Below are 20,555 nucleotides of genomic sequence, written 5' to 3'. Positions count from 1 at the left end.
CTGGATCACCATCAAGGTGCTCCCCGGCCGGAACAGCGACGCTATACCAAGCACTTCGCGTGACTGCCTGTCGTCAAACGATGGCGAGCTCAAGTGATCAGCGGCGCATCACTGCTGTTCAGCAGGTCGGCGTAGGCCTCTGCCGGAGTGCGGTAGCCGTGGGTCTTGCGCGGACGGTGGTTGAGTTCGTGGGCGATGTCGTCCAGGGCGGCCCGGTTAAACGTGCGGAGGTCCGCGCCCTTGGAGAGGTCCTGCCGAAGCAGGCGGTTGGTGTTCTCGTTGGTGCCGCGCTGCCAGGGGCTCCGCGGCTTGCAGATGTGGATCGGCATCCTGGTCTCGGTGGTGATGGTCCGGTGCTCGGCGATCTGCCGACCCCGGTCCCGGGTGAGCGTCCGCCGTAGTTGGGGCGGGATGCCGAGGAGACTCCTGGTGAGGTGTGGGGTGACCTGCTCGGCCTTGATGCCGTCCGGCAACGCGACGATGGTCGTGAAGCGGCCGGTGCGCTCGACGAGCGTGGCGACGGCCGAGGGCCGGGTGCCCATTACGAGGTTGCCCTCCCAATGGCCCGGAACCTTGCGGTCCTCGACTTCGACGGGGCGGTCGGTGATGGACACCATGCCGCGAATGATGCCCCGCCCGGAGGGCCGGCGAGCGACCTTCGGGCGGCGGATGGGCCTGGCCGACCGCAGCCGCCGGGTGAGGTCGCGGTTGATTGCCTGGCGCCGGCGAGGATCGTAGAGCGAGAGGTGGATCGATTCGTGCGAGATCTGCACGGAGGCGTCACCAGGAAACTGGCGTCGCAGCCATCCTGCGATCCGATCGGGAGACCAGCGCAAGGACGGCTTGGCCTCCATCAGGGCGCGCAGCGCCGGTCGTTGGGCGAGCTTGGCCTGCTTGGGCCGGCGCCCGCGGGCGGAGGCGGCCGCGGTTCCGTCCGCCGTTGCGAGCGATCTCGCGGGAGACGGTCGAAGGAGGTCTGCCCAGCCGCTTGGCCGGCTGCCGGGCTGATTCTCCGGCCGCACTGCCGCGGGATATCTCTTCGCGTTCGCCGCCGGTCGGATGCCGCTCGGAAGGCTGCTGCGGGACAAGGCGGATGCCGTCGCTCTGGTACAGGAACTGGCGAACTTGATGCATCGGTGCCCCGAGCGCGCGGCCGATCAAGCTGAACGACTGCCCCTCGCGCCGGCGTCTCCGAATCTCATCCTGCTGAGCCGACGACAACCCGTAATCACGCACCTGTACCTCCACGATCACATGATCATCTGTGGGCGGTGCGTTGATCACTTGAGGGTGCCATCGTTTGACGACAGGCAGCCGGAACGTCCGATGAACCCGCGCAATCCGGGGGTTCTCGGCGGCGCGAATCCAATCAGCCCCGATGGTGATTGCCGACAGGGTTTGACGACAGACAGGGTCCCGATCCTCCGTAGGGAAGGGGCCCACGGTGGCGAACCTGGTCTACAAGCGGGTCTCGACCGACCGGCAGTCCACCGCCCGGCAGGACCTCTTCCTGGACGAGGCCGGGATCGAGGACCCGGTCGTCTTCGAAGAGGAGCCCGGCACCTCCAGCCGCCTCCACCCGCTCCGGCGCCCGAAGTTCCGCGAACTGCTCACCTACGCGCGGCCGGACTACACCGTGCACATCTCCGAGATGTTCCGCCTCGTGCGCGGCAACCGGCACATCCTCGACGTGCCCGACGTCCTGCGCCGCGACCGTCCAGCCCTGCGCATCCACGACGGCGCGTTCTCCGCCATGGACCTCACCGCCCGCCACCCCCGCACCGGCGAACTGCTGTCCACCGTGAAGTTCATGCCGCAGACCCTCGCCACCGCCGGCGAACTCCAACGCGACCTCCGGCGCGAGCTGACCTACGACGGACTGCGGGCCGCCGAGGCCAAGTGTGCGAAGGGCGGGCGCCGGCCCGCCGTGACGGTCGCTCGGACCGCCGACGTACGCACCGCGTACCTGGAAGGCCGCTCCATCGCCGCCCTCGCCCGCGACCACCGGGTCAACTGCGGCGCCATCCGGACCGCCGTCGCCGACCTCCTGCCCGACCAAACCGCCGGCGAGGAGAACGCGCCCGCCCCGGAGCTGCCGGTCACCCTCGACATGCCGGGCAAGGTCGCCGACTACCTCCGCACCACCGAGCCGGAGCCCGCCGAGCGTGGCGCGCTCGACCGGGGCGTGACCGTGCGGCGCGGCCGGGGCTACACCCTGCGCATCAGCGCCGTCCCCGCCGTGCACCGCCGGCTCCTCGCCCGCTGCCGGCCGCTCGACGGCGGCCAAGGCGTCCCCGCAGTCCCGGCCCGGCGCAAGGCCCGCCGAGAGTACGAGAACCGCGTCAGCACGCTCACGCGCTGACCATGATCGTTCTGAATGACGGTCTCGGTCATGTCGAGTCCGGCTTCACACAGGTGCCGCTGTCCTTGAACAACTCGGGATACCCGAGCAGGACGATCCTCGCGTTGGGCACTTTCTTGTGGATCTCCCGCGCCGATCCCCGATTCGGGCCAGGTGGCGGCGCCGCTCGGCGGGCAGCGACTTGGAGCCCGCGCCCGGATCAAGGCGTACGGGACGTTCGCCGAGGAGCCGACGAAGCCCGAGCTCGGCCGCTACAGCTTCACCGCCTCGAACCGGCCGCCGGCACTCTGCGCCCGCTGCGCGACCCGGATGCCCCGGGGGCCGGACGAGGACGAGACCGGTGCGGAACGAATCCGGCGCGGCCCGGGACGGGCTCGCCCGGTCGGTCAGAGGAGGGCGCCGCCGGAGACCTCGATGCGCTGGGCCGTCATCCAGCGCAGGCCCTCGGACGCCAGCGTGGCGATGGCGTCGCCGATCTCCTCGGGTTCGCCGACGCGGCCGAGCGCGGTCTGCCCGGCCAGACCCTGGCGCATACCGGCGTCGTCCCGCATGGCACCGCCGTTGAAGTCGGTGGCGGTCGGCCCCGGAGCGATGGAGTTGACCCGGATGCCTCGGGGGCCGAGCTCTGCGGCCAGAGTGCGGCTCAGAGCCTCGATGGCGGCCTTCGAAGCGGAGTAGACCGACGTCGCGGGACTGGTGTGGCGCGTCAACGACGACGAGACGTTGACGATTCGGGCGCCCTGCGCCAGCAGCGGCACAAGCGACTGGATGAGGAAGAACGTGCCCCGCACGTTCGTGCCGAACACCGTGTCGAAGTCGTCGGCCGTGACAGCTTCCAGCGGACCGAAAACGCCGACCCCCGCGTTGTTGACCACGATATCGAGCCGCGAGGCCCCCCAGTGCTCGAGCAGTGCGCTCAGCTCGGAAGTAAGGGCTCCGAAGGAGGAGATGTCGCTGATGTCGAGACGCACGACAGCGGCGGTCCCACCCGCGGCGTGCACTTGCCGCGCGGTCTCCTCGGCCCCGGCCACATCACCGCGATGAGTGACCACGACCCGCACCCCGCGCGCCGCCAGCGCGAGAGCCGTACTCCGGCCCAACCCACGGTTCGCGCCGGTCACCAAAGCGATCCTGTCGGCTGTCATCGGCTGCTCCCTCATCGCGCGGCACCGCAGAGACATCGGGCACCACCATCGGATGCGAGTCGGTCGACTCGCCTTCCCATCGCAGCGTAGGCACGCCAAAAGAGGCGAGTCAAGTGACTCGCCTCGGATCCGGGGCATACTGTACGCATGGCAGCAGAGCTCTCCGCACACCACCGCCGTCTCGCCCAGCAGAAGCGTGCGGCGATCATCTCCGCGGCCACGGACCTCTTCCTGAACCGCGGCTACGACGGCACTTCCCTCGCCCGCATCGCCGAAGGGGCGGCCGTCTCGAAGTCCACCCTGTTCAAGCAGTTCCCCACCAAGGCAGCCCTCTTCGAGGCCATCGTCACCGAATCCTGGCAGCGCGACACCGCGGACACCGTCGCGCGCCCTCGGGCCGGAGACCTGCGCTCGGGCCTGACCTCCATCGGCCACCGCTACGCCGACCTGATCGGCCGGCCCGGTATGACGGCCCTGTTCCGCATCGTCATCGCCGAGCTGCCTCGCTTCCCCGAACTGGGGCAGATGCAGTTCCGGCTCGGCAAGCTGCCCTACTTCACCTCGGTCCGGCACTACCTGGAGTCGGAGCACGAGGCCGGCAACGCCGACGTCCCGGACGCCGAGAGCGCCGCCAACCAGTTCCTCGGGATGATCGCCAACTACGTCCTGTGGCCCCGCATGCTGCTGACCGACTGGGACCCCTCGGCCTCCGACATCCGCTACGCCGTCGAGCAGGCGGTGGAGACCACGCTCGCCCGGTACGCCTGCGATCGACCGGCCTGATCCAAGGGCTGGAATTCGTACGCCGCCGCCCGGCGCCGGAGGGGGTTCGCGGAGCCGCGAGCGTGCGAGCCCCGTTCGTGGGCGATGGGGTCCGATCCTCCGTACGGAAGGGGACCACGGTGGCGAACCTGGTCTACAAGCGGGTCTCGACCGACCGGCAGTCCACCGCCCGGCAGGACCTCGACCTGGAGGAGACCGGGATCGAGGACCCGGTCGTCTTCGAGGAAGACCCGGGCAGCTCCGGCCGCCTCCACCCGCTCCGGCGGCCGAAGTTCGGCGAACCGCTCACCTGCGCGCGGCCGGGCGACTCCGTGCACATCTCCGAGATGTTCCGCCTCGTGCGCGGCAACCGGCACATCCTCGACGTGCCCGACGCCCTGCACCGCGGCCGTCCAGCCCTGCGCATCCACGACGGCGCGTTCTCCGCGATGGACCTCACCGCCCGCCACCCGCGCACCGGCGGGACGCCGTCCACCGTGAAGTTCAGGGTGCAGGCCCTGCCCGCCGCCGTCGAGCGGCCGGCGGCGGCCGGGGCCTCCCTGCGGTCCCGAATCAGCGCAAGGCCCGTCACGAGTACGAGAACTGCGTCATGGTCCGCCGATCAGTACGGGTGACGGGGTTGGGCTATCCATTGTGTGCCTCGTGCTCGGTCGTCGGCGCCTGCTGGGTGGCCGCCCACGATGCCAGGAGCGCCAGGTTGTCGGCGGTCGGTGTGCCCGCGGGTGCTGTGTAGATGTTGAGGTGCAGACCGGGGTCGGCGGGCAGTTCCAGGGACTCGACGTCCAAGTCGAGCCGGCCCACGATCGGATGGCGCATACGTTTGCGGCCGGACCGGCGCAGCCGCACGTCCCGAGATGCCCACCGCTGCCGAAACAGCTCACTGCGCGTGGACAGTTCGCCGACCAGGGCGATCAGCTCCTCGTCGTGCGGATCGCGGCCGGCTTCCATGCGCAGCTTCGCGGCCACGGTGGCGGCGATGTGGTCGTAGTCGACAAAGAGGTCTCCGGCCGCCTCGGGGTTCAGATAGACGAACCGCGCTGTGTTCGCGGGCCGTCGCGGGTCGGCCGGCATCGGTGAGTACAGCGCGCGAGCGAGTCGGTTCGTGGCGAGCACGTCATAACGGCCGTTACCGATCCAGGCCGGCGCGTCGGAGATCGCGTCGAGCACCTGCTGCAGCGTCGAGCGCACCGTCACGGCGGGCCTGCGCCGGCGTGGGCCGCCGGGCGCCCTGGATTGGCGTGCGAGGTGGAACAGGTGGTCGCGCTCGGCCTCGTCGAGTTGCAGGGCGGAGGCCAACGCGTCCAGCACGCCGTCGGAGGCACCGGCGAGGCCGCCGCGCTCCATCCGCACGTAGTAGTCGACCGATACCCCCGCCAGTAGCGCCACCTCCTCACGGCGCAGACCCTTGACCCGACGGTTGCCGCCGTAGGCGGGCAGGCCCGCCTGCGCGGGTGCGATGCGGGCGCGACGCGAGCTGAGGAACTCGCGGATCTCGGTGCGTGGATCCATCGTGGCCATCCCCTCACCGTAAGCCCGTCCCGCGGTTCTAGGACTTGTCCGGCCGATCATGTGACTACTTCACGTCTTGGTCGTTGTTGTGGGCATGGGGCGGGGTGATCTGACGGATGCGGAATGGGAACGGTTGCGGCCGTTCCTGCCGGTAAGCAACAGGCGTTGTGGCAGGTGGCGGGATCACCGGCAGGTGATCGACGGGATCCTGCACCGGGTACGGACCGGGGTTCAATGGCGTGACCTGCCCGAACGGTTCGGCCCCTGGAAAACCGTGTACGAACGCCATCGTCTGTGGTCGGCCGACGGGACCTGGGAACGTCTGCTCCGGCAGGTCCAGGCCGAGGCCGACGCCGCCGGTGGTATCGACTGGGACGTCTCGGTCGACTCCACCATCGTGCGAGCGCATCAGCACGCGGCGGGTGCTCGCATCGACCCGCCCCCGGCCCCCGGTTCAAAAGGGGACGCGGCGGTGGAACACCAGGACGAGACGCCGTGGCAGAGCCTGGTTTCCCGCCTGGTGGAGGTGGTCTCGGAGGCGAGGGCCTGGGGCGCTCGCGGGGCGGGTTCACGACCAAGATCCACCTGAGTGCGGACGGCCGTTGCCGCCCGTTGTCCCTGGTCGTGACACCGGGACAGCGGGCCGACTGCACGCAACTCGGGCCCGTGTTGGAGAGGATCCGTGTCCCGCGGACCGGATCGGGCAGGCCGCGCACCCGACCCGACAGCCTCGCCGCGGACAAGGCCTACAGCAACGGCCCCTGCCGCAGGTACCTGCGGCAACGCGGCATCCGGCACACCATTCCGGAGAAGAGCGACAGCCGGGCCGCCCGCCTGCGCAAGGGATCACGCGGCGGACGGCCACCCGGCTTCGACGAGGAGCGCTACAGGAAACGCAACACCATCGAACGGGCGATCAACCGACTCAAGCAACACCGGGCCGTGGCCACCAGATACGACAAACGCGGCTACATCTACCTCGGAACCGCGACTGTCGCAGCCCTCACCGTCTGGCTCCGAACATGATCGGCCGGACAAGTCCTAGGGGGTGCCCGATGCGGTCGTCGCGATGCCGCCGTCCACCGGGATGACGGTGCCCGTGAGGTAGGACCCGGCCCGGCCGGCGAGAAACACGGCGATACCCGCCATGTCGTCGTCGCGGCCGAGTCGGCGCAGCGGGGCCGCCGCCGCGATCGTGTCGCCGACGGCGTCGAGCGTGGACGCCATCATCCGCGACGGGAACACGCCCGGTGCTATCGCGTTCACCGTGACGTGCTGCGGGCCCAGCTCTCTGGCAAGCACTCTGGTGAGTTGATGGAGTGCCGCTTTGCTACTGGCATACGAGTAGTTGGGCGACTCGGCGACGTGGATGGCGGCGATACTGCCGATGTTGATGATCCGCGCGGGATCATCGGCGGTGCCCGCCCTGCGCAGTGCGGGGAGCAGTGCCTGCACCAGCCAGAACGGCGACTTGAGGTTGAGGTCGATCACCGCGTCCCAGGCCTCGTCCGGGAACGTCTCCAGCGGCTCGCGCCGCATCGCTCCCGCGTTGTTGACAAGGATGTCCAGGCGTCCCGAATCGGCCTCGACAAGATCGGCGAGGCGCCGGCACTCGTCGTGCCTGGACAGGTCGGCGGGGATTGCTTGAACGTCGCCGAATTCGGACAGTAGATGCTGTGCCTTTGCGCATGTGTCCGCGTTGCGTGAGCTGATGACGACGCGGGCGCCCGCCTGGAGAAGGCCGCGCGCCATCATCATCCCGATACCCTGGGTGCCGCCGGTGACAAGGGCGTACTTCCCACTCAGGTCGAAAAGTTCCGTGTGAGTGGTGAATTGGGTGTCCGTCATTGATCTCCGTCCCTTTTGTCGTGGAGGAATGCGCCGACACGGTCGCGCATTCGGTGCTGCTGAATCGAACCGGTGGCGATAAAGCCGCAGCGCGTGTCCATGGAATGTTGTCGGCGCTTTCGACTCGCCCAGGTTGACAGCCGTTTTGGACGTCTGGGAGACCCTGGTGAGACAGGTACTGTGAGAGCCCCCCTTGCCCGGTGCGCCGACTCACCCCGGAACGGGCGTATCGCTCCAGGGAGCGGACGGACGCGTGGCGGGAGCGGGCCGGCGGCATCGAGGTGGAGGTGCCGTCTTCGGCGTCGTGGGTGAGGGCGCTGTGACGGAGCCGGTGAAGTGTCCAGCCGTCCGGGTCCTCGATGTCCTCGGGTGAGGCGAGCGGGGTTGGCCGGCAGCCGGGTGTTCTCCTCGAAGATCTCTTCGGCCCGGCGGTAGGAGAGCCGGGCCCGGCCGGTCTCCGGGCACACGTCGAGTGTCGGCGTCCCGGCCGGGGCCTTGCGGTCGGCGAGGAACAGCGGGCCGCGGGTGCGGCGGGCGATGAGCCTGGGCAGGAGCTGGGCGGTGCCGGACTGCCGGTGAATCCACTCCGTGGCCCCGGGCTCCGCCGCGGTAAATCCGGGATTTACCGCGACAGGTCGTGGGCCGGTGCGGATGTCAGTCGTGCCGGTGGTGGTAGTGGTGCGTGCCGGGGGCAGGCTTCGAACGCCTGGATGACCAGCCCTGCGAAGCGTCGGGATGCCTTGACCTGGCCGACGGTCGAGGTGGCGTGGATCCCCTTGTTGGCCATGAGTACGAGAATCAGGTCGTCCAGGACGAAGTCGGACCGCAGGCGCCCCGCTTCCTTGGCTCGCCGAGCCAGTTCGGCGACTGCTTTCACCGTGTACTCACGGCCTGCGGCGACATCCTTCACCCCCGGGTAGGTGGACAGGAAGGCTTGAGTGAAGCCCCGATCGCGTGCGTGCAGCTCACAGATCCTCTCGATCACCAGGCACAGGCCACGCCACGGATCAGGATCGGCGCACCCCTCGTCGACAATGGCGCGACATTCATGGAGCTGGTCCGCGAAGGCCTCGGCGACCAGCATCTGCTTGGTCGGGAAACGACGGTACAAGGTGGCAGGCCCCACGCCGGCGCGCCGCGCGACCTCCCGCATCGGCACGTCCAGGCCGTCGGCGGAGAACAGCGCTCGGGCCGCGTCGAGGATGCGTTCGCGGTTGTCCCGCGCGTCGGAGCGCAACGTATGAGGGAAAGGGTCGGCCACCACTCTCACTTTACCCAAGCGGACGGGGGCGTCCGTTACGGTCCGAGACGTAGAAGCCCTCGCGCTTGAGCGGTCCGAGAACCCGGAGACCACATTGAAGGCAATCTCGATCCAGACGTTCGGAAGTCCTGACGGCCTGGCCGTTGTCGACCTGCCGGTGCCCGCACCTGCCGCCGGACAGGTACTGATAGCCACCGAGGCGGTGGGCGTCGGTGGTGTCGACACCGTGATCCGAAGCGGGGCTCTGGCCGCCTACGGCTTCAAGGAGGGCCACATCCCGGGTGGCGAGGTGGCGGGCACCGTGACCGCGGTCGGTGAGGACGTCGACGTGTCGTGGATCGGCCGGCGGGTGTGGGGCTTCACCGGCACCGGCGGAGGCTACGTCGAACAGGCCGTCGCGCCGGTCGAGCAGATTCTTCCCCTGCCCGGCAGCCTGTCCGCCGCTGCCGCCGTGACGCTCGGCAGTTCCGGCTCGGTGGCCCACTTCGGGCTTCGCCACGCCCGTTTCGCTCCCGGGGAGACGGTCCTGGTGCGTGGCGCGGCCGGCGGTATCGGGATCATGACAGTGCAGCTCGCGGCTCGCGGTGGTGCCGCCGCGGTGGCGGTCACGACATCGTCATCCGAGCGCGGCGAGCGGCTGCGCCGCCTCGGCGCGACCCACGTGCTGGACCGCTCCGGCGACGGAGGAAAAGAGGCTCCCGCGGGCTATGACGTCATCATCGACGTTGTGGCCGGTGAGGACATGCCGTCGTTCCTCGACAGGCTCAACCCGAACGGCCGCATGGTGGCCGTGGGCGCTGTCGCAGGTCAGCCGCCCGCCGACTTCGGCACGAGGATCATGGCGGCGTTCCGGAAGTCGATGTCCTTCGCCGCTTTCAGCGCAGCCACCGTCACCCCGGCCGACCTGAGTGCCGTACGCGGCAAGCAGTTCGCCGCTGCCGGCCGTGGCGAGATCGAAGCGGTGGTGCACGAACTGCTGCCACTGGATGAAGCTGTGCTGGCGCACCGGAAGATGGACGCGGGTGAAGTCTTCGGCAGGATCGTGCTGACACCGTAGCCCCCGCGCTCTCTCCTCCGGGGGCGCCTGGGGCATCCACGGGTGCCAGGCGACCGGGGGTCTGTACTTCGCGGCGGGCGAGGGCACCGACGGTGAATCCCCGCACCGGATCGGACAGGTCGTCGCCGACTACCTCGGCTTCCCCGCCCCCTCGTCTTCCACGACTGGCACGCCGTCGTCGACGCGCTGCTGTCCCTGGGCGGGAACGGGCCGTGCGGGTCGTCATCGACAAGTTCCCGTACCTCGTGAGAGCGAACCCGCGCCTGCCGTCCATCATTCAGAACGCGCTCGCACCGCTGCGCGAGGAACGCGACGCCGGCCGCACCCGGCTGCTGCTGTGCGGATCAGCGATGTCCTTCATGGGCCGCCTCCTCAGCGGCAACGCGCCTCTGCGCGGTCGCGCGGGACTGGAACTGCTCGTACCCACCCTCGACTACCGACTGGCCGCCGAGTTCTGGGGGATCGACGACCCCGTGACCGCCCTGAAGGTCAACGACATCGTGAGCGGCACCCCCGCCTATCGCCGCGAGTTCGCCCGCGACGACACCCCCTCGGGTCCCGACGATTTCGACGCATGGGTGATCCGCACCGTGCTCTCCAGGTCGAGTCCGCTCTTCCGCGAAGCCCGCCACCTCCTCGCGGACGAACCGACCTGCACGACGCGGCCCTCTACCACTCCGTCCTCGCGGGCATCGCCGCCAGCAACCACAACCGGGGCGGCATCGCCTCCTACATGGGCCGCAAATCCGGCGACCTCGCGCATCCGCTGACCGTCCTCGAGGACTGCGGCCTGATCACCCGCGAACCCGACGTCTGCAAGGACAACCGCACCACGTTCCGCATCGCCGAACCCCTCGCCACCTTCCACCACTCCGTCATGCGACCCTGTGGTCCGACCTGGAGCACACCCGCGACGCGACCGCGCTGTGGCAACGCAGCGAACGCCGCTTCGTCGGCAACGTCATGGGCCCGCACCACGAACAGGTCTGTCGCCACTGGACCCGCCATCTCGCGGGCCCGGATCTCCTCGGCGACCCCCCTACCGGGTCGGTTCCGGAACGATCAACGACCCCACGCGCAAGACGAGCCACGAACCGGACGTCGTCGCCTTCGGCCTCGACGACGACAACCGCCAACCGCTGCCGGCGATCGGCGATCGGCGAGGCCAAGTGGGGCGAGACGATGGGCCTGCCCCACCTCGACGGAAGACGGCGACGTACTCCTCGTGGGCGTCAACAATCTCTACCACTGAGCAGCGATGACAAAGTCGTCCGTGGGGGCTCGACAGCGACTGGACCTCGACGCGACCACCGACGTGCGGGCATCGGGGGTCGGAGTCACCTGCGGCGGGCCGGGCGGGCCGACCCCCGAACAGCCCAAGGCCGCGCGGGATGTGCTCGTCGTCCGGAGGCGGCCACCGCGCATCCTCCGCATCCGATCGTCGTGCGAGAGCAAGCGCGTGTCTGCGCGGCAGCAGCGGTTCCGGAGGGTGCCGGTCAGTCGATGCCTTCGATGATGCGGAAGTCGCGCTCGTAGCCGTCGGGGAGGGCCACCAGCGCCTTCTGGTACGCCTCGCTCTCGTATGCCGCGACGGCCTGTTCGAAGTCGTCGAACTCGATCAGAACGGCGCGTTGCGTGATTCCGGCCTCGTGGGCGACGACTCGACCGCCCACGGACAGGGTGCGCCCGCCCCCGGCCCGCACGGCCGGACCGGCCAGCTTGTCGTAGGCGTTCAGCGCCTCGGGGTCGGAAAGGGCGGGGTAGACACTGACCCAATAGCCCTTGGCCATGGAAACCTCCTGTGCTCGGTCGGACACGGCCGACGTCGAATCGACACTCGGATCGATCGATCCCGCCGACGGGTATTGCCATCGGTCGAATCGCCGTATGTGCAGGTTAGGGCTCGATCCGCGGTCGAGGGAAAGACCGGTTCCGGATAGACTCAGAACGGATCGTTATCAATCGGCGGGGAGGGCACGTGGCTCCGGACACGGTGAGCCTGCGCTACTTCCTGGTGCTGGCGCAGGAGTTGAACTTCACCCGCGCGGCCGCACGGATCGGCATCGCACAGCCCGCACTCAGCGCCCGGATGCGCCGACTGGAGGCGGAACTCGGCACCGCCCTGCTGGTCCGCGACACGCGCAGCGTCGCGTTGACCGCGGCCGGTGCGGCGTTGGCGGAGTCCGCGCCGCCCGCGCTGGCGGCGCTGGACCGGGCATGGGACACCGCCCGGCGCGCGGCGGCCGGCGAAACGGGCACGCTGCGCATCGGATACAGCCTCAGCACCGGCGCCGAGACGGCACCGGCCCTGGTGGACAGGCTGATGCGCGGCAACGGCGGACTCGAGGTCGGCGCGGTCCCGATGGCGACACCGGAGATCTCCCCCGCGGTCGCCGACGGTCGCATCGACGCCGGGATCACCCGCGGCGAACAACCGGGCCGCGGCGTGCGCCGGTTCCTGCTGCGGCGTCAGCGCGTCGGGGTCCAGCTGGCGCGGCACCATCCGCTGGCCGCACACCCGGAGATCGAGATCGCCGACGCGGCCGCGTATCCGCTGCGACTGCCCGACCGTGCGGCCAACCCCGTGATCCACGACCAGCTGTCCGCACTCTTCCGCGACATCCGACCCCACCCTCGATTCCACACGCCCGCGGTCTCCTTCGACATGTCCCAGCACGACCTGCGCGACGGGCTCACCCTCGCCCCCGCCGGAGAAGCCGCGGCCATGACACAACCGGCCGATCTCACCTGGCGACCCCTGCGAGGCGCCCCCGGCCTGACGATCCACCTGGTCCTCCCCCGCGAACAGTCGCCACTGCACCGCCGCATCCGGGCCGTCGCCGAAACCCTGGCGCACGAACTGCACTGGCTACCGGACTGACACGCGAGAGGTCGAGCGAGACGGACGCCCGCGGTGGCGAGGCCGAAGAGAACCCTTCGAGCCGGTCGCGACCCGGACGGTCGACCTCCAGGACGGTCGGCATGTCCCCGGTGCGGATACGGGGGCGGCGCCTGCGGCAGCGCGGGCCCACGCGAGACCCACGGCCGCCGCACTCCGACAGAGGTCTACGCCGACCTGCCGAACAGCATTGGCGCGTCGACCACTTGGGCTCGCCCACGATTGACGAAACGGGTGCCCCGGCCGTGCCTACATCTCCTCCCCGAGCAGGACACCGACCATCGGGGCGAAGGTGGTGTTCGCGTGCGAGAGCAGTTCGTCGAGGAACTCCTGCGCGGTGTGGGCCAGGGCCACGAAGTCGTCGTCGGGAGCCGGCGCCTTCAGGGCGAACTGCGGGAGCCTGGCCACCAGTTCCACCGTGACCAGCGCCGCGCGGTTCGGTGGGATGCCGAAGAGGGGGTGGGACACCTCGGGACAGCCGTCGTGGTGGGGATGGCCCTCCCGAAGGACCCAATCCTCCAACCGCCGGTCGACGCCCTCCCGCGCCGTGCGGTCCAACGCCCGCTCCAATTCCGGACGCAGCACCCGATGCCGCGGCACGGGCACGTCGAGCAGGGCCGTCAGCTCCATCCAGTCGCCGTCGCCGAAGACACCGAAGCTCAAGGAGCCCAGGTCGGGCCGCACGTCCACGTGACTGCCCGCCACGGCCACGCTCCACACCTTCGCGGCGAACCACAGCTCGGCGGGCTGCCCCCTCATGACCCGCGGCGCGACGGTCGCCGCCCGCAGGCCCTCCTCGTGGACAGCCACGAGATCCGCAAAGGAGCGGTTCGCCCACCGCGTGACACGAACGATCCGTCCGGCGGACCACGGCGGCACCCACCTCTCCGAACTCCCCACTTGTTCCCCCCAGGACATCGCGCCCCGGCCCGAACCCCCGCCCGGGCGCCCGGACACCGCCTCATCATCACCGAAACAGAGGCTCTCCCGGGCTACGCAGGCCCTGCCCAACGGCTACTGCGGACTGCCGGTGGTGCAGTCCTGCCCGCACGCCAACTCGTGTCTGACCTGCCCGATGTTCATCACCACCGCCGAGTTCCTGCCCCAGCACCGGGAACAGCGTCAGCAGACCTTGCAGATCATCTCGTCGGCCGAAGCCCGCGGGCAGAAGCGGCTCGTGGAGATGAACCGGCAGGTCGCCGACAACCTGGAGAAGATCATCACGTCGCTCGAAGATGACGGCCAGTCAGACACCGGTGAGGCGGCCGCCGATGCATCCTGAACCCAACCCCGCACCGCTCATCGCCGCCGCCCGCAAGCGCCGCGAACTCACACGCGCCAAGGCCATCCAGGCCCTGCGAGAACTCGACCGCACCGGAGCTCCGGTGTCTTTCGAGGGCGTCGCCCGGCGCGCGGGCATCTCCCGCTCCTGGCTCCATGGCCGGCCTGACATCCGAGCCGAGATCGAACGGCTCCGTGATGCGACTCGGCGCTCCCCCTCGCCGCAGATCCCTGCGGCTGAACGCTCCTCCGATGCCTCGCTGCACGCACGCCTGGAGGCGGCCCTGGAACGGAACCGGCAACTTGTGGACGAGAACCAGAGTCTGCGTCGGCAACTTGCTCACGCGCTCGGCGACCAGCGGGCATCCGCACGCACAGGCGCTGGTGGCCGGCTCTGATACCCCGTCATCCGCAACAGCGGTACCTGCGTGAGCGCACCCCCCGTTTGGATTCCTAGGACTCCTAGGTTATATCTAGGGGTCCTAGGATCATTGGGAGGGCGCATGGCGCGGGCTGGGCTGACGGCGGAGCGGGTGACGATCGCGGGCGCCGAGCTGGCGGACGAGGTGGGGCTCGACCAGGTGACCATGTCGCAGGTGGCGCGGCGGCTGGGCGTGAAGGACGCGAGTCTTTACACGCACGTCCGCAGTCTGGAGGATCTGCGCGGACGGATCGCACTGCTGGCCGCCGACGAGAAGACCATCCGTATCGCGGAGACGACCGCCGGGCGGGCGGGCAAGGACGCGCTGATCGCGTTTGCCAACGCCTGGCGGGAGTACGCCCACCAGCATCCGGGCCGCTACATGGCGACGCAGACCCCGATCCAGATCGACCCAGAGCTGGCCGCAAAAGCGCCCGGACCGCGGCGCGCGGTCGAGCTGACCTACGGCATGCTGCGCGGCTACGGACTGGCCGAGCCCGATCTGACCGACGCGGTCCGGTTGCTGCGCAGCACGTTCCACGGGTTCGTCGCCTTGGAGGCTGCGGGCGGGTTCGCGCACGAGCGTTCGCCGCAACACTCCTGGGTCCGCGCCCTCGACGCCCTGCACACCCTCCTGGAGCACTGGCCCCCGTCCCGAGAAGGAGACTCCTCATGACCGACCCGACCATCGGCAGCCTGCGCGTGAACGGCGCGACCCTGCACTACGAAGTGCGCGGCCAGGGCCCGCTCCTGCTGCTGATCCCCGGAGGGGCAGGCGACGCGGCCTCCTACGACGGCATCGCCGACGACCTGGCCGCCGAATACACGGTCGCGACCTACGACCCGCGCGGCATGTCCCGCAGCACGCTGGACGACCGCGAGGCCGAGCAGCACGTGGCCGAGCACGCCGACGACGCGTTCCGAATGCTGGAACTGCTGTCTCCCGATGAGCCCGCCCGGGTGTTCGGCGCCAGCTCGGGCGCGATCGCCGCTCTGCACCTGCTCACCGCCCATCCCGAACGCATCGAACGCGTCGTGGCACACGAGCCGCCCATGGTGGAGGTCCTGCCGGACGCCGCCGAACATCGCACGCTCATCGCGCGCGTGCAGGAAACGCTTCACACTCAGGGGCTCATGCCGGCGATGGCCGTGTTCGCCGCGGGGCTGAAGAAGGACGGCGACACCACCGAGCCGAAGGCCGAGCTCAAGCTTCCGCCGCAAGCAGCGGCGCGGGCTGAGCGGACAATGGCCAACCTGCCGTACTTCCTCGGGCACATCGTGCCCAGCTTCATGTCCTACGCCCCGGACATCCACCGGCTGGAGGCACTGTCGGACCAGCTCGTGCTCGCCTGCGGCCAGGACTCACATGGCGAGTTGCCCTACCGTCCTGCGGCTCTCCTGGCCGAGCGTCTCGGCACGGAACTCCAGCACTATCCAGGCGGGCACACCGGCCTGACCACGCACCCCGCCGAGTTCGGCGAACTCCTTCGGAAGGCCTTCCGCGCCTAGACCCGAATCCGAGACCCGTCCTGGCCAACACCACCGAAGTTGGTCACTGAATGTCACATCCGCAACTAGCCGTCCCCGGGGAAATCCTCGTGACCGCTGCCACGCAGGCCCCGAACCCAGTGCACCGCGTCGCTCTTCAATAACGATCGGCCCGTGCTGACCGGGCCTCGAAGACGTTAAGCGGCCAGGTCGAAGACGGTGTCCTTGACCTGGCCGCCCAGGTCACAGCCCTGCTTGATCGGCGAGCTTGAGATAACCGCCATGCCGGCGAAGAACACGAACAGCGCGGCGCCGTGTCCGGACGGGTCGTAGACGCCCTGGAGCGGGCCGGTGAGGAGTTCGAGCTCGATGGTGTGATGGAGCAGGTCCTCGGGGATGGCCGGCAGTTCGGCGGCACTGCGGCCGAGGCGCTTCATCTCGTGGACGGTGAGGATCACCCGCCGGTGCGGGACGGCCCTCTTGGTGGTGCGGGCGACGTCCATGGCCTTGACGCATTCGGTCCTGACCTTGATCCGGGTGCTGATCTTCTCGGAGAGGACCGGGGTCGCATCCGGCGTCCTCCAGCGCGTCGAGCCGGCATTGGAGTTCCTGTCGCGCGGTGCTGCACCGGGCATAGCCCACCGGGGCGGGTCTGGTCGCGGTCGTGGGCCCGCGTGGTCGACCGCCGGACCCGCCGTCGAGTGTGTGGCGGCTTTTGGAGACTCACGGTTGGGTGTGGCGGCGGCTCGCCCGCCATACGTTGTAGAGGGCGGTGTCGCGCAGGTCGGGTTCCTCGGCGAGGAGGAAGCGGGCCTCTCGGACGAGCGGGCGTCCCTCGTCGAGGACGTTGCGTTGTACCCAGGGGTCGAGGTCGTCGAGATCGGCGGGGCTGTCGCCGAGGGTGAACTCGCGGGCGTAGGCGGGAGTCCCGAGGACGACGGCGTCGCGCTCCCCGGCGTCGCCCACGCCGCCGACCGGTAGTCCCAAAGTGTCGCCGCACACCCCGCCGCCGCCATCACGTCGACATGTGCACCGTGTTCGAAACCGCGGTGCGCGACCCGCTGCCGCACGTCGGCACGTGGTGGCCGCAGATCCTCGCCGCGATCACGACCGGCGTCGCCGACGCCGCCTCGTATCGCCGAACCCCGAGCCGGTATACATAAAGCATTCATATAAATCTGTTATGTTTCTGCCATGAGTCGCCGAGACGCCGCGCACGGCGCTTCCGATGCCATCGGGTCAGCCCTCTACGGTCTGGCCACCAGGGCCGTGAGACGCCTTCCCCGCGACATGAGTCTGACGTCCGCCGCCACCCTGGCCACCCTGGACAAGACCGGCCCGCGACGGATCACCGATCTGGCGGTGGCCGAGGGCGTCACCCAGCCCGCGATGACCGTCCTGGTCCGGGTGATGGAGGAATCCGGGCTGGTCGAGCGGAAGGGCGATCCGTCCGACAGGCGGGTCACGCTGGTGTGCCTGACCGAGGCCGGCGCGTCGTACGTCCGGACGCGACGCCAGGCGGGCGTCGACGCGTACGCGCGGTTGATCGACGAACTCACCGGCGACGAGGTCGAGGCCCTGGCGGCGGCCCTTCCGGCGCTGCTGCGTCTGGCGGAGCTCGAAACCCGCGCCCGAGAGGAGTCGGACCGGTGACCGCGGAGCAGGCTCACGACCGGCCCACGAGCACTGCCCCGATACGTTCCGAGGCACGTCTGCTGGTCCCCGCCCTGGTGTTCGTCGCCCTGGTCGTGGCGACGGTCGGCAGCCTCGGGACGCCGCTCGTCACCAGCGTGGCAACCACGTTCCACGTCTCCCTCGACAGCGCGCAGTGGACGCTGACCATCGCCCTGCTCAGCGGCGCCGTCGCCACACCCGTCCTCGGCCGGCTGGGAGCCGGTCCGCACCGGCGGGCCACGATTCTCGTCACGCTGGCGATCGTCGTCGGCGGCGGTGCGCTCACCGTGCTGCCGCTGCCGTTCGCCTGGCTGCTCGTGGGCAGAGCGGCCCAGGGCGTCGGACTCGGTCTCACGGCGCTGATGATGGGCGTGGCCCGCGACCATCTCCCCGAGGAGCGCGGCGCGGCCACGATCGCCCTGATCTCGGTGGTCTCCATCATCGGAGCCGGCGTCGGCTACCCGCTGGCCGCGCTGCTCGCCGAGTTCGGCGGACTGCGGGCCGCCTACGGCCTCGGCCTGCTCGTCACCGCCATCGCCTTCGTGACCGCGTGGCGCTCCATACCCGCGGCTCCCGAGGGCCGCTCCGCCCACGTGAACGTGGCCGGTGCGCTCGTCCTGGCGGGTGGACTGCTCCTCGTCCTGTTCCTGGCCGGCGAGAGGAGCCTGTGGAGCCGACACCTCGCCGTGGCGGTGACCCTCGCCGTCGCCGCCGTACTCCTGCTCTGCGTCTGGACCGTTTCCGAACTGCGCACCAAGACGCCCCTGATCGACGTCCGGGCGGTACGGCACCCGGCGGTCGCCGGGGCGAACATCGCCATGTTCGTCGGCGGGAGCGGCATGTACCTCCTGCTCACGCTCATCACCCGCTACGCGCAGACGCCGCACGGCGCCGGCTACGGCTTCGGACTGACCACCTTCGTGGCGGGGCTGGTCCTCATCCCGTTCTCCGTACTGGGGTTCGTCGCCGGCAAGCTCACGCCGTGGGTCCGCGAACGGATCGACGGCCCCCTGATCCTGGCCGGCAGCGCCGCCATCGTCGGCGGCGGGTTCGTCCTGTTCGCCACCGCCCGGTCCAACCCGGCCGAACTGCTCGCGGCCATGGGCGTGCTGGGCTTCGGCGTGGGCAGTTTCTCGGCCGCCATGCCCGGCGTCATCCTGGCCGTCACCCCCAAGAGCGAGACGTCGAGCGCCATGAGCTTCAACTACGTCGTCCGCAGCGTCGGGTACTCCCTGGGCAGCGCCATCGGCGGTCTGATCCTGGCCGCCGGCACCCCCACGGGCCGCCTCTTCCCGAACGACGACGCCTACACGACCGCGGCGCTGGTCGGCGTCGCCGCGATGGCGATCACGACGATGGCCGGCCTCGCCCTCGCCCGCCGACGCCCACCCGAGACCGATCCGACCACAGCCCCGGCCGGTGTGCCGGGCCCGGGCCGATCGAGTCGAACCGAAAGCTGAGAATCGAAACCGTACGACTGCGACGCCGCCTCCGCCGGCCCGTCGACCCACAGCGCGCCGGCCATGGATCCGAGCATGCTTCCGGAGGTGGCCGCCCAATGCCGCGAAGCCAAGGACCATCAGACGGTTGTCAGGGCAGTGAGAGCCGGTGCTGCGGGTGACGGCAACGTCGACCACCTGTTCCCGGATCAGGCCGGTGGGTTCGCACATCAGTCCGGATGGGCCGAGAGCTTGGTGTCGGACACCAGCACACGTTCGTGATTGTCGTTCCCGTCGGGGGCGCCCACTGGCTGCAGTGTCAATCGCAGGCACTGGATCGAGGTCCTGGTCCGCGCCGTTCCGGTATTGGCGTCCAACACCCAAACCCGAAGTCCGCCGCGAGCGTCGGCGCTGAACGTGGTGGTTACCTCCAACTCCAGCCCTACCAGGCCCACTTGAATGTGCAGCGACTTCTGCGCTCCGGATCGTTGTGCGTCGAGCAATTCCGCCCGGAGGGCCCGAATCCACTGTGCGAGTTCGATGCCTGGTGCCGGTTGCGCGTTGCCCACTACGTCTCCCCGCCCGACGACTCCGGTTCGCGGTCAGACCATCGAACACACCTTGGCGCGAGGCGGGTTCGGATCCGACCGGTGGTTCTCCCGCCCGGTGCCCGTGCGGGCGACGCGCAAGCCGATTCCGTCGGAGGCGTGATGCCCGTCCGTGACCTCGTAGGAACACCGGCGGGACCTCCACACCGGTCGCGGCGCACACCCGATCGAGCCATGTGCGCGGCACCGCGTCGCGGTGGTCGGTGGTGACAACGACGGTGGGTCTACGGGACGTGCGGCTCGACGGTGGCGGTGAGCCCGCCCGGTCGGGTGTGGTCGGGCAGAGCACTCACCCGGGGTAGAGGAGCCATCGGCACACGCAGACGACAACATCCGGTCGTAGGGGGCGTGTTCGGCGCAGCCGAGGACGCCGTCGCCGACGGGCAGGCGCGGATGGTGCCCCGCGCGGTGCAGCGCGGCGCGGGCGCCGGCGGCCACGGTCGGGTCGGGTTTCGATGGAGGTGACGGCGTGGTCGCCGAGGCGCGTGGCGAGCAGCGCGGCGGTGATGCCGACCCCGGTGCCGATCTCCAGGACCCGCTGGCCCTTGCGCGCCCGGAGGTGGTCGAGCATGGAGGCGACCGTGCGGGGCATGCTCGCGCTGCTGGTCGGGCGCAGGGAGAACTCGGGTGTGGGTGCCGTCCTCGACCTGGGTGATCAGGGCGGTGTCGGTGCGGACGAAGGTGTGCCGGCGTGTGGGGTCGTCGGCGCGGTCCAGGCGGCGGTAGCCGTCGGCTGCGGGCTCCAGACGTCGGTCGGGCACGAACGCGGTGTGGTCCACC

The 20,555-nt window shown here is 69.9% G+C and carries 26 protein-coding genes; 14 read left to right on the top strand and 12 right to left on the bottom strand.

Annotated features, from left to right (window positions below; all coding sequences use genetic code 11):
• Nucleotides 1–89: 89 nt before the first annotated feature.
• Nucleotides 90–866, bottom strand: coding sequence for an IS30 family transposase (locus EMA17_RS19035; protein ID WP_371863017.1), 777 nt, complete (start codon nucleotides 864–866; stop codon nucleotides 90–92).
• Nucleotides 781–1,134 carry a helix-turn-helix domain-containing protein gene (locus tag EMA17_RS55970; RefSeq protein ID WP_371863016.1) on the bottom strand — a complete coding sequence of 118 codons (354 nt, stop codon included), beginning with the start codon at nucleotides 1,132–1,134 and terminating at the stop codon, nucleotides 781–783. The genes EMA17_RS19035 and EMA17_RS55970 overlap by 86 nt, the downstream gene beginning before the upstream one ends.
• A 310-nt stretch (nucleotides 1,135–1,444) precedes the next feature.
• Between EMA17_RS55970 and EMA17_RS19030 the strand changes: the two genes are divergently transcribed.
• A complete protein-coding gene (locus tag EMA17_RS19030) occupies nucleotides 1,445–2,362 on the top strand; it encodes a recombinase family protein (RefSeq protein WP_126638243.1) in 918 nt (305 codons plus the stop codon).
• Between the two features lie 386 nt (nucleotides 2,363–2,748).
• On the opposite strand, the gene EMA17_RS19025 is transcribed toward EMA17_RS19030, so the two are convergent.
• Complete coding sequence (locus EMA17_RS19025) at nucleotides 2,749–3,507, bottom strand: SDR family NAD(P)-dependent oxidoreductase (RefSeq protein WP_126638242.1); 759 nt, start codon at nucleotides 3,505–3,507, stop codon at nucleotides 2,749–2,751.
• A 147-nt stretch (nucleotides 3,508–3,654) separates the two neighbouring features.
• Between EMA17_RS19025 and EMA17_RS19020 the strand changes: the two genes are divergently transcribed.
• The gene (locus EMA17_RS19020) at nucleotides 3,655–4,290 is read left to right on the top strand and encodes a TetR/AcrR family transcriptional regulator (protein ID WP_126638241.1); all 636 of its coding nucleotides are present in this window, start codon (nucleotides 3,655–3,657) and stop codon (nucleotides 4,288–4,290) included.
• 119 nt (nucleotides 4,291–4,409) lie between these two features.
• A complete protein-coding gene (locus tag EMA17_RS19015) occupies nucleotides 4,410–4,904 on the top strand; it encodes a recombinase family protein (RefSeq protein WP_246126755.1) in 495 nt (164 codons plus the stop codon).
• A gap of 10 nt (nucleotides 4,905–4,914) precedes the next feature.
• Here EMA17_RS19015 and EMA17_RS19010 read toward each other — a convergent pair whose 3' ends face one another.
• Entirely contained in the window at nucleotides 4,915–5,799 is an 885-nt protein-coding gene (locus tag EMA17_RS19010) for a helix-turn-helix transcriptional regulator (protein WP_218042925.1), read from the bottom strand.
• Nucleotides 5,800–5,893: 94 nt separating this feature from the next.
• On the opposite strand from EMA17_RS19010, the gene EMA17_RS19005 reads away from it, so the two are divergent.
• Nucleotides 5,894–6,825, top strand: a protein-coding gene (locus EMA17_RS19005; RefSeq protein ID WP_371863015.1) for an IS5 family transposase whose coding sequence is annotated in 2 segments (ribosomal slippage) — nucleotides 5,894–6,226 and nucleotides 6,229–6,825 — 930 coding nt in all. Because the reading frame shifts where the segments join, the coding sequence is not laid out codon by codon here.
• A gap of 15 nt (nucleotides 6,826–6,840) precedes the next feature.
• On the opposite strand, the gene EMA17_RS19000 is transcribed toward EMA17_RS19005, so the two are convergent.
• Together EMA17_RS19000 and EMA17_RS18990 are read right to left on the bottom strand one after the other, a co-directional pair.
• Nucleotides 6,841–7,647 (bottom strand): SDR family oxidoreductase, encoded by an 807-nt coding sequence (locus tag EMA17_RS19000; protein ID WP_126638239.1) that lies wholly within the window; start codon nucleotides 7,645–7,647, stop codon nucleotides 6,841–6,843.
• Between the two features lie 622 nt (nucleotides 7,648–8,269).
• Nucleotides 8,270–8,917 carry a TetR/AcrR family transcriptional regulator gene (locus EMA17_RS18990; protein ID WP_126638238.1) on the bottom strand — a complete coding sequence of 216 codons (648 nt, stop codon included), beginning with the start codon at nucleotides 8,915–8,917 and terminating at the stop codon, nucleotides 8,270–8,272.
• An 85-nt stretch (nucleotides 8,918–9,002) separates the two neighbouring features.
• On the opposite strand from EMA17_RS18990, the gene EMA17_RS18985 reads away from it, so the two are divergent.
• Both EMA17_RS18985 and EMA17_RS52955 read left to right on the top strand, forming a co-directional pair.
• Nucleotides 9,003–9,965 (top strand): zinc-binding dehydrogenase, encoded by a 963-nt coding sequence (locus EMA17_RS18985; RefSeq protein ID WP_170222191.1) that lies wholly within the window; start codon nucleotides 9,003–9,005, stop codon nucleotides 9,963–9,965.
• 212 nt (nucleotides 9,966–10,177) lie between these two features.
• Nucleotides 10,178–10,735, top strand: coding sequence for an AAA family ATPase (locus tag EMA17_RS52955; RefSeq protein ID WP_174861392.1), 558 nt, complete (start codon nucleotides 10,178–10,180; stop codon nucleotides 10,733–10,735).
• Between the two features lie 726 nt (nucleotides 10,736–11,461).
• Here the strand turns inward: EMA17_RS52955 and EMA17_RS18975 are convergent.
• Entirely contained in the window at nucleotides 11,462–11,755 is a 294-nt protein-coding gene (locus tag EMA17_RS18975; RefSeq protein ID WP_126638237.1) for a DUF1330 domain-containing protein, read from the bottom strand.
• Between the two features lie 188 nt (nucleotides 11,756–11,943).
• On the opposite strand from EMA17_RS18975, the gene EMA17_RS18970 reads away from it, so the two are divergent.
• Nucleotides 11,944–12,846, top strand: a complete 903-nt coding sequence (locus EMA17_RS18970) for a LysR family transcriptional regulator (RefSeq protein WP_126638236.1) — start codon at nucleotides 11,944–11,946, stop codon at nucleotides 12,844–12,846.
• A 267-nt stretch (nucleotides 12,847–13,113) separates the two neighbouring features.
• On the opposite strand, the gene EMA17_RS18965 is transcribed toward EMA17_RS18970, so the two are convergent.
• Nucleotides 13,114–13,674 carry a hypothetical protein gene (locus EMA17_RS18965; protein WP_218042905.1) on the bottom strand — a complete coding sequence of 187 codons (561 nt, stop codon included), beginning with the start codon at nucleotides 13,672–13,674 and terminating at the stop codon, nucleotides 13,114–13,116.
• A gap of 265 nt (nucleotides 13,675–13,939) precedes the next feature.
• On the opposite strand from EMA17_RS18965, the gene EMA17_RS18960 reads away from it, so the two are divergent.
• From EMA17_RS18960 to EMA17_RS18945, 4 genes are all read left to right on the top strand, one after another.
• Nucleotides 13,940–14,146, top strand: coding sequence for an integrase (locus EMA17_RS18960; protein WP_218042903.1), 207 nt, complete (start codon nucleotides 13,940–13,942; stop codon nucleotides 14,144–14,146).
• A complete protein-coding gene (locus EMA17_RS18955) occupies nucleotides 14,136–14,543 on the top strand; it encodes a DUF6262 family protein (protein ID WP_126638234.1) in 408 nt (135 codons plus the stop codon). Before EMA17_RS18960 ends, EMA17_RS18955 begins: the two co-directional genes overlap by 11 nt.
• A gap of 105 nt (nucleotides 14,544–14,648) precedes the next feature.
• Nucleotides 14,649–15,242, top strand: a complete 594-nt coding sequence (locus EMA17_RS18950; protein WP_126638233.1) for a TetR/AcrR family transcriptional regulator — start codon at nucleotides 14,649–14,651, stop codon at nucleotides 15,240–15,242.
• Nucleotides 15,239–16,075: an alpha/beta fold hydrolase gene (locus EMA17_RS18945; protein ID WP_126638232.1), complete on the top strand. Its 837-nt coding sequence runs from the start codon at nucleotides 15,239–15,241 to the stop codon at nucleotides 16,073–16,075. The genes EMA17_RS18950 and EMA17_RS18945 overlap by 4 nt, the downstream gene beginning before the upstream one ends.
• Before the next feature lie 176 nt (nucleotides 16,076–16,251).
• Here EMA17_RS18945 and EMA17_RS18940 read toward each other — a convergent pair whose 3' ends face one another.
• Entirely contained in the window at nucleotides 16,252–16,689 is a 438-nt protein-coding gene (locus tag EMA17_RS18940) for a recombinase family protein (protein WP_126638231.1), read from the bottom strand.
• Between the two features lie 88 nt (nucleotides 16,690–16,777).
• The gene (locus tag EMA17_RS18935) at nucleotides 16,778–17,020 is read right to left on the bottom strand and encodes a hypothetical protein (protein ID WP_307721549.1); all 243 of its coding nucleotides are present in this window, start codon (nucleotides 17,018–17,020) and stop codon (nucleotides 16,778–16,780) included.
• A 59-nt stretch (nucleotides 17,021–17,079) separates the two neighbouring features.
• On the opposite strand from EMA17_RS18935, the gene EMA17_RS51845 reads away from it, so the two are divergent.
• Genes EMA17_RS51845 through EMA17_RS18925 form a run of 3 tightly spaced genes read left to right on the top strand, consistent with a single transcriptional unit; the run spans nucleotide 17,080 to nucleotide 19,188 of the window.
• On the top strand, nucleotides 17,080–17,217 hold the full coding sequence (locus EMA17_RS51845) for a hypothetical protein (protein WP_160161462.1): 138 nt from the start codon (nucleotides 17,080–17,082) through the stop codon (nucleotides 17,215–17,217).
• A 31-nt stretch (nucleotides 17,218–17,248) separates the two neighbouring features.
• Nucleotides 17,249–17,707: a MarR family winged helix-turn-helix transcriptional regulator gene (locus tag EMA17_RS18930; protein WP_246126754.1), complete on the top strand. Its 459-nt coding sequence runs from the start codon at nucleotides 17,249–17,251 to the stop codon at nucleotides 17,705–17,707.
• Nucleotides 17,704–19,188 carry an MFS transporter gene (locus EMA17_RS18925; protein ID WP_126638230.1) on the top strand — a complete coding sequence of 495 codons (1,485 nt, stop codon included), beginning with the start codon at nucleotides 17,704–17,706 and terminating at the stop codon, nucleotides 19,186–19,188. Before EMA17_RS18930 ends, EMA17_RS18925 begins: the two co-directional genes overlap by 4 nt.
• 209 nt (nucleotides 19,189–19,397) lie before the next feature.
• On the opposite strand, the gene EMA17_RS18920 is transcribed toward EMA17_RS18925, so the two are convergent.
• Together EMA17_RS18920 and EMA17_RS55965 are read right to left on the bottom strand one after the other, a co-directional pair.
• Nucleotides 19,398–19,736: a trypco2 family protein gene (locus EMA17_RS18920; RefSeq protein WP_126638229.1), complete on the bottom strand. Its 339-nt coding sequence runs from the start codon at nucleotides 19,734–19,736 to the stop codon at nucleotides 19,398–19,400.
• Nucleotides 19,737–20,064: 328 nt separating this feature from the next.
• Complete coding sequence (locus tag EMA17_RS55965) at nucleotides 20,065–20,367, bottom strand: rRNA adenine N-6-methyltransferase family protein (protein WP_126638228.1); 303 nt, start codon at nucleotides 20,365–20,367, stop codon at nucleotides 20,065–20,067.
• Between the last annotated feature and the right edge of the window lie 188 nt (nucleotides 20,368–20,555).

The organism is Embleya hyalina (assembly GCF_003967355.1).
Classification (GTDB): Bacteria; Actinomycetota; Actinomycetes; order Streptomycetales; family Streptomycetaceae; genus Embleya; species Embleya hyalina.
The sequence above is the reverse complement of the archived record's forward strand: the minus strand, read 5'-3'. Positions and strand labels throughout refer to the sequence as shown.